Here is an 11,705-nt window from a genome sequence, read left to right on the forward strand (position 1 = left end):
TTCATTTTTTACATATGCATGGGTTAGATAGAGGAGATTTATTTAATTTTAATAAAAATAAATAATTTAAAGAAGAAAAAGTAAATATTCAAGGAAAAGAGATTTTTCAAATATATGTATAAGTTTGAAGAACCAAACAAAGAAGTGATTTAAATTATTGTGCTTTGAGTTTGGTTCTTTATTTTGGGATTTAGAACTAGAAATTATACAATATTGAAAATTGTATTGGAAAAGATATCTTCGAATAGTCTATAATATTATTAGCTAAGATGAGAAATTTAATAGGGAGGCGTTAGATTTTGAGGATATTACATACAGCGGATTGGCATCTAGGTAAAAATTTAGAAGGCCAAAGCAGAATGGATGAGCAGGAACAATTCTTAAATGATTTTGTAAAAATTGTTGAAGAAAATAATATAGATTTAATTATGATTGTAGGGGACGTTTATGATAGTTCAAATCCTCCAGCAAGGGCGGAAAAAATGTTTTATGATACTTTGAAAAGATTATCAGGAAATGGGGAGAGGCTTACTTTAGTTATTTCAGGGAATCATGATAATCCAGATAGATTGGTTGCAGCAGGACCCCTTGCTCGTAATCATGGAATTATTATGGTTGGAACTCCAAAGACTGTGGTTTCTTGTGGAGAATATGGTAAGCATAAAGTAATAGAATCAGGGGAAGGGTTCATTGAAATTGAAATAAATAATGAAAGAACAGTTATTTTAACTGTACCTTATCCAAGTGAAAGAAGATTAAATGAAGTCATTTATAATGGCATGGATGAGGAAGAAGAAAAAGTTAAATCATATAGTGATAGAATATTTTCTTTATTTGAATCTTTAAAAAGTCATTATAGGGAAGATACTATTAATTTAGCTACATCTCATTTATTTGCTATGGGAAGTGAAGAAAGTGGATCTGAACGAAGCATTCAACTAGGTGGAAGTTATATTGTCGATGGTAGTTGTTTTCCAAAGGAAGCACAGTATGTAGCCTTAGGACATGTGCATAAGCCACAAATAGTGCCAGGTACAAATAAGAAAGCTAGATATTGCGGTTCACCTATTCATTATAATAAAAAGGAAATCACTTTTAATAAGAAATGTTTTATAATTGATGTTAAACCTAATGAAGAATGCAATATAGAAGAAGTAAATTTAAAAATTTATAAGCCTATTGAAGTTTGGAAATGTTCTAGCATCGAAGAGGCTATTTTAAAATGTTATGAAAATAAGGAAAGAGACTGCTGGGTTTATTTAGAGATTAACACAGATAGATATATAAGAGAAGATGAAATAAAACAAATGAAAGATTTAAAGAAGGATATTTTAGAAATAATGCCTAAAGTTAAAAACTTAGAAGAAGAAATTTCTTTAGATTTAAGTGATAAGTCCTTTAAAGAAATATTTAAGGATTTTTACGTAAAAGAAAGAGAAACTATGCCAGAAGAAGAGGTTGTAGAATTGCTTTTATCAATTATTAGTGAGGAAGGTGAAGTCGATGAAGCCAATCAAGCTGAAGATTAAAGGACTAAATAGCTTTATAGAAGATCAAACTATAGACTTTGATAAATTAACTGATAGAGGATTTTTTGGTATATTTGGACCAACAGGGAGTGGAAAATCTACTATATTAGATGGAATAACCTTGTCATTATATGGAAGTATGTCTAGGAAAAGTTCAAATTATATTAATACCAATTGTGATAGATTAAATGTAAACTTTGAATTTCAAATATCTGGAGCTGAAATTAAAAGATATGCTATAGATAGGGAGTTTAGAAGAAAAAAAGATGGAACTATAAACTCTGGAAAATGTAAAATAGTTGATATAACAAATTCTGAAGAAGAAGTTTTAGCAGATGGGGTTAAAACTATAAATAAAAAAGTTGAAGAAATAATAGGTCTTAATTTAGAAGATTTTACGAGAACTGTTGTATTGCCACAAGGAAAATTCAGTGAGTTTTTGAAACTGGAGGGTAAGGACAGGCGAGATATGCTTGAAAGGTTATTTAATCTTCAACAATATGGAGATAATTTATCTAGAAAGCTAAATGTGAAAATTAGTAAAGAAAAAACTGAGAATAGTGTTTTGATTGGACAATTAAGTGGATATAACGATATAAGTGAAGATAAATTAAAAGAAAAAGAAGAAATACTTGAAGAATTTAAGAATAACTTAGGAATTCTAAAAAGTGAATTAGAAATAATAGAAAAAAGTTATAAAGAAAATGAAGAGATATGGAAGTTACAACTGGAATTAGCAGAATACAAAGATAAAGAAAGAATTCTTAAAGAAAGGGAAGACGAGATAAATAAGGATATAGAAAGAATAAAGCTAGGAGAATCAGGGGCAAAGGTTATACCTTACATGGAAGCTTTTGAAAATACTATAAAAGAATTTCATGAAAATGAAATGCAGTTAGATAAATTTAAATTAGTAATAGATAAGATAAATGTAGAAAAAGAAAAAATAGAAAATCTATGGAAGACCTCAAAAGATAATAAGGAAAATAAACTTCCTAATTTAATGATAAATGAACAAAAGGTTAAAGATGCTATTGAAGAAAAAAAGTTAATAGATGTTTTACAAAATAAAATAAATAACTTAAAATCAGAAGTTAAAGAGTTTGAAGTTAAGAGTAAAAAATATCAAAGTGAACTTATTAATATAGATGTAGAAATAAAAAATAAAAACAAAGAAATTAAAGAGGATGAAAAAACATATGATGATTTGAAAATTGATCAAAACCTTAAAGAAAAAGTTCAACAAGGAATAATTGCAGAAGAAAAATTAGAAAATATAAAAGCGATTGTAAATAAGGATGATCATAAGAAAACTTTTCTTGAAAAGGAAAATGATGAAACTATAATTAAAGGGATAGCCTTAAAAGACATAATAGAAAAAGTAAATAAAGATTTAGAAGAAAATGAAAAGCAATATGAATATTTACTTGAAAATTCACCAGGAGAACAAAAGGATTTAGTAGACTTAAATCAATTAATAGTTGAAAATGATCAAAAGTGGAAGAGCTATGATAAGTCAAACGATGAAATAAAAGCTTCTAAAGATGAAATAAAAGCTTTAAATATAGAAATCATAAAGAAAAGAGAAGAAGGAAAAAAACAAGAAGAAGAATTAGAGAAAATTAAAAATAAACAAAAAGAAATTATGAGAGAAAATTTAGCTCATCAGCTTAGAAAAGAGCTTAATGAGGGGGAAATATGCCCCGTATGTGGATCTACTCATCATATTAAAGAAAATATAAAACAGGTAGAGATATTAGATTTAAAAACTATAGAAGACGAAATAAAAAACAAAGAAAATTTAATAAAGGTTATTAATAATAAAGTCATTCAAAATGAAACTAAAGTTACTAATTTCAATGAAAAGATAAAAGTGAATGAAGATGAAATAAAGAAATTAGGAGCTGAATTTAAAGAGAAACCTTTAGATAAATTGAAAAATGAATTTACGAATTTACAAAATGCCTTAGAAAATTATACTAAGGGAAAAAATAGCTTAGAAAAAAAAATTAATAACTTAAGAAATGAAATAAACATTAAAAATGGAGAAATAAATGCATTAAGAGCTATAGTAACAACAAATAAAAGACAATTAGGAGATTTAGAGAACAATATTAAAGATAATACAGAAAAATTTAAAAACTTAGAAAATAGCCTGAGTTTATTAAAATCAGAAACAGGCATAAATGATTTTAATAAAAAGAATGAAGAAATTAAAATAATTGAAAAAGAAAGAGAAAAATTAGCTAAGATAGTTAAGCACAACAGAAAATTAATTGAAAGTCTAGAAAATAAAAAAGAAAAATTGAATAATGAATTAACTTCTATAAAAGAAAAATTAGCTAAGGATAATGCAGATTTGGCTGGATATGAAAAAAATAAAGAAGAAAAGCTTCAATCAATAAAAAATAAAGTCGACGATGAAAATGATTTAGATTCACTGCTTAATAAAATTCAAAAAAATATAAAAGGTATTAACGAAGAGTTTCAAAGTGCTGAAAATAATAAAAACAGAATAGAAAAAGAATTTACAGATTATAATGAAAAATTAATAGCTACAATTAGCAAAGACAAAGATTTAAGTAACAGAAAAAAAGAGCAAGAAGTACAGTTAGCAGTAGCAATTGATAGTGAAGGCTTTAATTCCTTGGAAGATGTTAAGAAAAATTTAATTGAAAAAGATGAAATTGATAAGTACAAGAAAAAAGTTGATAGCTATAAAGACAATATATCAAAAGTAAGTGGAACAATTGAAAGTTTACTTAATAAAATAAATGGTAAAGAGTTAACAAAAGAAAATTATGAACAAATAAAAGTATTGAAGAATAGCAAGGAAAAAGAATTTAATGAAGTTAATGAAAATAAAATTAAAATTGATGAAGACTTAAAGAATATAAAAGAAAAGTTAGAAGAGCAAAAAGATCTTTTAGAAAAAAAGAAGAAATTAGAGCATAAACTGGCTTTGCTTAGTGATTTGGAAAAATTATTTAAGGGAAAGAAGTTTGTTGAATTTGTAGCAGCAAATAAGCTGAAATATGTGTCTATTGAAGCCTCTAAAAGATTGAAAGAAATAACACATGGAAATTATGGCTTAGAAGTTGATGGAAATGGAAGATTTATTATTAGAGATTATAAAAATGGTGGAGCTAAAAGAGATGCAACAACTTTATCAGGAGGGGAAACCTTCTTAGCATCATTAGCACTAGCTTTAGCATTATCAGCTCAAATTCAATTAAAAGGAACAGTACCACTAGAATTATTTTTCCTTGATGAAGGTTTTGGAACTTTAGATGATGAGCTCCTAGAAGTTGTTATGAGTTCCTTAGAAAGAATTCACAATGAAAAACTAAAAGTAGGAATTATAAGTCATGTAGAAGCTATAAAAAATAGAGTACCAGTAAAACTTATTATTACACCAGCAGAATGTGGTATGGGTGGAAGTAAGGTTAAAATTGAGAGAAGCTAAAACAATAGAAATAGTATTATAAAAAAATCATCCCTCTAAGAATTTTAATAAAATATTAGAGGGATGATTTTTTTATACAGATATGAATAAAATCCCATTAAATTAGGAATAATTAGAAAATAGATAGTTAATAACTAACTAATTATGAAAGAAAATTTAAGGAGGATTTAGAATGAATGAATTAGTTTTAAATAAAAGATTAAATAAAACTGCTAATGCAGTTAAGCAAAAAAGAAGAGAAGGAAAAGTTCCTGGAGTGGTTTATGGTAAGAAATTAGGAAGCTTAATGTTTGAAATAGGTGAAATGGAATTAGTAGGAGAACTTTCAAGAAATGGAGAACATGGTGTTTTAAAATTTGATTTGGATGGCTATAATGGAACTGCTATAATTAAAGAAGTTCAAAAAGATCCAGTATCACACAAAGTGATTCATATAGACTTGGAAGAAATAAATGGCAATAGTATCTTGCAAACAGAGGTGCCAATTAAACTTGGTGGCAAAGAATTTTTAGGTAAGAAGGGGATAGTAATACAAAATCAAAAGGATTCTGTAAAAATAGCTTGTAAAGCACAAGATTTGCCTAAATCTATACAAATTGATGTTTCAAATGCTAGATTAGGCAGTGTTTATAAATTAAGTGACTTAGAGGTCGGAAGCGAAATTTCTATTGTAGATAATTTATCAACGGTATTTGCATCTGTAGTTACACGTCAATTTATAGCAACAGAAGGTCCAGAAGAATAGTAAATGCTCAAGTGGATATTGTTTAATAATATTAATATTATGAGTATAAAACAGTCTAAAATCTTAAGGGATTTAGACTGTTTGATTAAAAATAATAAATATAAAAGATACTATTGTTACATGGGATGAATTAAATAAGTGTAGGATAAACTTTTATTAGTTTATCCTATTAAAATACATAAAACTATTTGTAAATATAAACAAATATTGTATAATGTAATAGAGAAAAAATGGGGAGGGGAACATAAAATGAATTACGAGGAAAAATATAACACATGGGTTAATTCTGATATTATTGATGAGGCAACAAAAAACGAGTTAAAAAGCATATCTGATGACAAAGAAATTGAAGATAGATTTTATAAAGACTTGGAGTTTGGAACTGGTGGACTAAGAGGAGAAATTGGTGCTGGAAGTAATAGAATGAACGTATATACTGTTGCTCAAGCTACACAAGGATTTGCAAATTACTTAAATGACAGCTTTAAAGATCCTTCAGTTGCAATTGCATATGATTCAAGAAATATGTCTAAGGAATTTGCAAAGGCTGCAGCTCTTACTTTATGTGCAAATAATATAAAGGCATATTTATATGAAAACTTAAGACCAACACCAATGTTATCTTACACAGTAAGAGAATTGAAATGTAGTGGTGGCATAGTAGTTACAGCTTCACATAATCCAAAGATATATAATGGTTATAAAGTATATGATGAATTTGGTGGACAAGTAACTGATGAAAAAGCAAATATAATTATTGATAGTGTTAATGCAGTAGATGATTTTTCAAAGATTAAGAATATAGATGAAAAAATTGCTTTAGAAAAAGGTTTGTTAACTTACATTGGAGAAGATTTAGATAAACTTTACTATGAAAAAGTTAAGGGATTAACTATAAGAACAGATTTAGTTAAAGAAAAATCTGGGAAATTAAATGTTATATACACTCCAATTCATGGCTCAGGAAATGTTCCAGTAAGAAATGTATTAGAACAATTAGGATATAGTAATGTTAAAGTAGTTAAGGAACAAGAAGCTCCGGATGGAAATTTTCCAACAGCATCTTATCCGAATCCAGAAAATCCAGATGTATTCGAATTAGCTGTAAAGATGGCTAAAACTGAAAATCCAGATGTAATCTTTGGAACTGATCCAGATTGTGATAGAATAGGGCTTGTAGTTAAAGATAATACTGGAGAATATAAAGTTTTAACTGGTAACCAAACAGGTTTACTTTTAACTCATTATGTATTAAGCTCATTAAAAGAAACTAATAAGTTGCCTCAAAATGGAGTTGTTATTAAAACAATTGTAACAACTGAAGGTGCTAGAAGTATAGCAGAAGATTTTGACATTGAAATTATGGATGTATTAACAGGATTCAAATATATCGGTGAAAAAATCAGAGAATTTGAAGACGCAGGAAATAAGACTTATCTTTTTGGATTCGAAGAAAGCTATGGATATCTTGCAGGAAACTTTGTACGTGACAAGGATGCAGTAATAGCTTCTATGTTAGTATGTGAAATGTGTCTTTTCTATAAAGAGCAAGGAAAGAGTTTATATGATGCATTAATAGAACTATATAAAAAGTATGGATACTTTAAAGAAAATCTTGTATCATTAGAATTAAAGGGTAAAGAGGGTCAAGAAAAGATAGGTGCTTGTATAGAAGCATTAAGAAGTGATCCAATAAATGAAGTTGATAAAATAAAGATTGTTACAAGATTAGATTATAAATTAAGCATTGAAGAAAATACTGCAAATAATACTAAAGCTACTATTGACTTACCTAAGTCTAATGTATTAAAGTACATCTTAGAGGATGGTTCATCTTTTGTAGTAAGACCATCAGGAACAGAACCAAAGATGAAGATTTATTTAGCTGTAAAGAGTAGCAGTTTAGACAATGCAGAGATTGATATTGCGAAATTTAAAGAAAAAGTAATGGAAATAATTAATGCAAAATTAAACTAGATTTCCAGATAAATTGCTATCATCTTTTAGATGATAGCAATTTCTTTAAGTAGGGAATCCAAAAGTGAGAGTCCAAAAGTTATGCTCCAAATTTTATATTTGGCTCCTCGAATTTTCACACCGTGCATATATGATTTTGTATGAGTCACTTACTCAGTGAATGAATGTGAGTCGAGTTTCCTTATAAAAAGTAATTCTTAGCTGCAGATACGAACTATCAGATAAAATAATTGTTAGTAATGAATACTTAGATAGTTAACAATTAACTGAATTAAGTGTTGATAATGACAATTAAACAAGAGGTGTAAAATGAGTAATTACAAGACAATGTATAAAGATAAATTAAGTAAAGTATTGTTTTTAGAGATGAAAAAGGATGGCTTTAAAAAGAGTATTAATATTCCGGATAATGTGAAGTTTAAAAATGATGATCTATATATGCCAATAAGTGCTGAATATGTTGCAGCTAATGCAAATGATGAAATAAAGCTAAGTAATTTACCAATATATTATTTTATTGAAGGAATGTTTATTGCTTTTGGTGCAGATAAAAATATCAAATATAATGATGATTATGGGACAATTTTGTCATATATTCCTGATTCTGAGGAATGTGTAAAAAGCCTTATTGCAGATAGAATAAAGAAAGACAGATTAGAAGATGCTTATATTTTATTAAAAGGACTTTATAGATATACTAAGGAAGAAGAAATTTTAACTAAGCTATTGGCTGTAGGTGAAACCATAAGACAAACAGATTCAACATTTGCAGAATTATTATTAGAAGATATTGATGAATGTAAAGAAAGATTTGAAAAATCTCCAGAGCCATATCTTTATAATGCTTTAATACTTAAAGATGAAGGGAATCACAAAGGTGCAGAAGTAGAAATAAACGAATTTATAAATAAAGGTGGAAAAAGAACGACTGAAATTGATCAAATTATAAATGATATTACTAATATAAGTCATTTTGAGAAAGCAGTTGAACTTTTAAAAGATGAACCTCAAAAAGCAATTGATTTGTTATTGCCATTAAGTGAAGAATTTAAAGAAAATCCATTGGTTTATTATTACTTAGGCGTTGGTTATAGAAGAATTGAAAATTACAATAAAGCTATCCATTATTTAAGTCAAAGTCTTTCTATTGAATCTGGAAGTCTTGAAACTGTTAATGAACTTGGAATGAGTTATGCATGCATTGGAGAGTATGAAGAAGCAATAAAATATTTTAGAAAAGCATTTGAAGCATCTAAGGAAGTAGAGATATGCACAAATATAGTAATGTGTTACATAAATTTAGGAGATAAAGAACAAGCAAAGATTCATTTAGATATTGCTAAAAAATTAGCTCCAGAAGATGAAATAGTAATTGAAATAGATCAAATGTTAAACAGAACAATAAAATAAATATGTCAATGTACAATGCACAATGCACAGTTAAGGAATAAAGCTCACAAGGAGAAAGTTAGAAGAACAAAATGTAAAATGCTCAAAGGGAAATTTCATGTTTCCAAATATAAAATTTGAAGATTTGCTTTTCGATTCTCACTTTTGGAGCAACACTTTTCTTGTGGGATTTAAAATATATTTTCAGAAATTCTTGAATTGTGAATTGCGAATTGCGAATTGTCTAAGTTTTAGGAGATAATATGTTTACAAAAATACTTAAATTTAATATTTTTAATGAAGATAAGAATAGTTTAATGAATTACATAGAAACCTTTGATAAAGTAAATATAATATCTGGGAATCCAGAAGTATTATTTAATGGATTAAATAATACTATTCTTAAAGAAAATTTTAATGATAAAAATTCTGTAATAATACCTGATGGAGTAGGAACAGTTCTTGCATCAAAATTATTAAAAAAGCCAGTTAAAGAGAAAATAGCTGGAATAGATGTTGTTAGAGAAGTTTTAATTAAAGCAAATTCAGAAAAAAAATCAATTTATTTATTAGGTGCAAAAGAAGAAGTTCTTAAGAAATGTGTAGAAAATATTAAATTTGAATTTCCTAATTTAAAAGTTTCAGGATTTCATAATGGATTTTTTGATTTAAATAATTGTGATGATATAATTGATGATATAAAAACGTGTGATCCATGGGCTATTTTTGTAGCTATGGGTTCTCCAAGACAAGAAATATTTATTCAAAAAGTTATGAATGTTTCAAATACTCATATATTTATGGGGGTAGGCGGTGTCTTTGATATATATGCAGGAGAACTTAAAAGAGCACCACAATTTATGATATCTTTAGGGTTAGAGTGGTTGTACAGAGTTATAAAAGAACCTTTTAGAATAAGAAGATTAATTTCAATACCTAAATTTCTACTATTAGTATTAAAGAATAAAAATACAGTTAATGATATTAAGGCATATTCAAAAAAATAATAAGTTAACTAAAGTGAAATGCTAAAAAATAGGTGATAAAATGAAAAAGGGAAGCAGTTTAATTAAATCTACGTTTATAATAATGATAGTATCTTTAATAAGTAGAGCACTAGGGTTTGTTCGTGATATGCTTATCGCTAAAAACTTTGGTGCAGGAATGTATACAGATGCCTATAATATTGCAGTAGCAATCCCAGAAACTATATTTACATTAGTGGGACTTGCAATATCAACTGCTTTTTTGCCTACTTTAAGTAAGATCAAAGCTAAAAATGAAAAACAAGAGATGTATAACTTTGCTAATAACGTAATTAACATATTGTTTATAATTTCTTTAATTTTATTTATTATCACAAGTATTTTTTCAAAAGAATTAGTTTTTATACTTGCAAAGGGATTTTCAGAAGAAGCAGCATTACTCGCAATTAAATTGACTAGAATCACATTAATAAATCTTTTGTTCTTATCAGTTAATGCATGTTTCACTTCATTATTACAAGTAAATGAAGATTTTGTTATTCCAGGAATTCTAGGGTTGTTTTTTAACCTGCCTATGATAATATATTTATTAGTATTTAAAAATTATGATATTGTTGGATTAACTGTTGGATTAACGATTGCAAATGTTATAGGTAATTTCTTTAGGGTAGCAGTTCAGGTACCATCATTGATTAAACATGAATACAAATATAAATTTATAATAAATTTAAAGGATGAAAGATTAAAAGATATTCTTATATTAATAATTCCCGTAATTATTGGAGCAGGGGCAAATTCTTTAAATATGGTTGTTGATAAAAGTATTGCATCATATTTGCCTGATGGTTCAATTTCAGCTCTTGATTTTGCACAAAAGCTTATATTCTTTATTAGTAGTATTATTACGACTTCAATTGCAAGTGTAGTATATCCGCTTATGGCAAATATGAGGAATAATGATGATAAGAATGGATTTGTAGAAACATTAAAAAAATCAATAGTATATCTAGCTATATTATTAATTCCTATTACTGTTGGAATTATAATATTTGATAGAGATATAGTTAGTATCGTATATGAAAGAGGAGAATTTAAAGAATATGCGGTAAATCTTACAACTTTAGCCTTATTAGGATATGGAGTTGGAATATTTTTTACTGGAATAAGAGATATTTTAAATTCAACATTATTTTCTATGGGAAAAACAACAACAACAACAATTAATGGAATTATAGGGGTTTGCATTAACATAATTTTGAGCATAATTTTATCAAAATACATAGGCATAATGGGGATTGCTTTAGCTGCATCAATAGCAATGGTAGTAACATCAATACTTTTGTTTATAAGTATTTTAAAATTGGAAAAAGGATTTGAAATAAAAGATACATTAAAAAATACAAGTATAATAATCATAAATTCTGTAATAATGGGAATTGTGATTACAATTATAGTATCTTATTTAAGAGATAGATTAAATTCAATAATAATTTTATTAATTGGAACCATAATTGGAAGTATTATATATGTTATGTTATGCTATATATTTAAAATTGAAGAAGTGATTGAAATAAAAAGTTTGATTTTTAAGAAGATTAAAAGATAGGAGGACA

7 protein-coding genes are annotated in these 11,705 nt (G+C 27.0%); all 7 read left to right on the forward strand.

The genetic code is table 11. The annotated features are described in order from the left end of the window. The first annotated feature begins 299 nt into the window (after positions 1-299). The 7 genes from LLF98_RS10725 to murJ all read left to right on the forward strand — a co-directional run bounded on the left by LLF98_RS10725 (position 300) and on the right by murJ (position 11,698). Entirely contained in the window at positions 300-1,529 is a 1,230-nt protein-coding gene (locus LLF98_RS10725) for an exonuclease SbcCD subunit D (RefSeq protein ID WP_291703378.1), read from the forward strand. Beyond that, positions 1,504-4,995, forward strand: coding sequence for an SbcC/MukB-like Walker B domain-containing protein (locus LLF98_RS10730; protein WP_291703380.1), 3,492 nt, complete (start codon positions 1,504-1,506; stop codon positions 4,993-4,995). Before LLF98_RS10725 ends, LLF98_RS10730 begins: the two co-directional genes overlap by 26 nt. A gap of 172 nt (positions 4,996-5,167) precedes the next feature. After that, positions 5,168-5,740: a 50S ribosomal protein L25 gene (locus LLF98_RS10735; RefSeq protein WP_291703385.1), complete on the forward strand. Its 573-nt coding sequence runs from the start codon at positions 5,168-5,170 to the stop codon at positions 5,738-5,740. A gap of 249 nt (positions 5,741-5,989) precedes the next feature. Next, positions 5,990-7,717, forward strand: coding sequence for a phospho-sugar mutase (locus tag LLF98_RS10740; RefSeq protein ID WP_291703386.1), 1,728 nt, complete (start codon positions 5,990-5,992; stop codon positions 7,715-7,717). A gap of 309 nt (positions 7,718-8,026) precedes the next feature. Beyond that, the gene (locus tag LLF98_RS10745) at positions 8,027-9,127 is read left to right on the forward strand and encodes a tetratricopeptide repeat protein (protein WP_291703388.1); all 1,101 of its coding nucleotides are present in this window, start codon (positions 8,027-8,029) and stop codon (positions 9,125-9,127) included. Positions 9,128-9,369: 242 nt separating this feature from the next. Then, positions 9,370-10,113, forward strand: coding sequence for a WecB/TagA/CpsF family glycosyltransferase (locus LLF98_RS10750; protein WP_291703390.1), 744 nt, complete (start codon positions 9,370-9,372; stop codon positions 10,111-10,113). A 40-nt stretch (positions 10,114-10,153) separates the two neighbouring features. Then, positions 10,154-11,698, forward strand: a complete 1,545-nt coding sequence (gene murJ / locus LLF98_RS10755; RefSeq protein WP_291703392.1) for a murein biosynthesis integral membrane protein MurJ — start codon at positions 10,154-10,156, stop codon at positions 11,696-11,698. The last annotated feature ends 7 nt before the right edge of the window (positions 11,699-11,705 follow it).

Source organism: Clostridium sp. (genome assembly GCF_021372645.1).
GTDB lineage: Bacteria > Bacillota > Clostridia > Clostridiales > Clostridiaceae > Clostridium.

Bases quoted from the DNA above. Each gene is read 5' to 3' on its own strand.
- LLF98_RS10730 (WP_291703380.1), top strand. From the start codon at position 1,504: ATGAAGCCAATCAAGCTGAAGATTAAAGGACTAAATAGCTTTATAGAA.
- LLF98_RS10740 (WP_291703386.1), top strand. From the start codon at position 5,990: ATGAATTACGAGGAAAAATATAACACATGGGTTAATTCTGATATTATT.
- LLF98_RS10750 (WP_291703390.1), top strand. From the start codon at position 9,370: ATGTTTACAAAAATACTTAAATTTAATATTTTTAATGAAGATAAGAAT.
- LLF98_RS10735 (WP_291703385.1), top strand. From the start codon at position 5,168: ATGAATGAATTAGTTTTAAATAAAAGATTAAATAAAACTGCTAATGCA.
- LLF98_RS10745 (WP_291703388.1), top strand. From the start codon at position 8,027: ATGAGTAATTACAAGACAATGTATAAAGATAAATTAAGTAAAGTATTG.
- murJ (WP_291703392.1), top strand. From the start codon at position 10,154: ATGAAAAAGGGAAGCAGTTTAATTAAATCTACGTTTATAATAATGATA.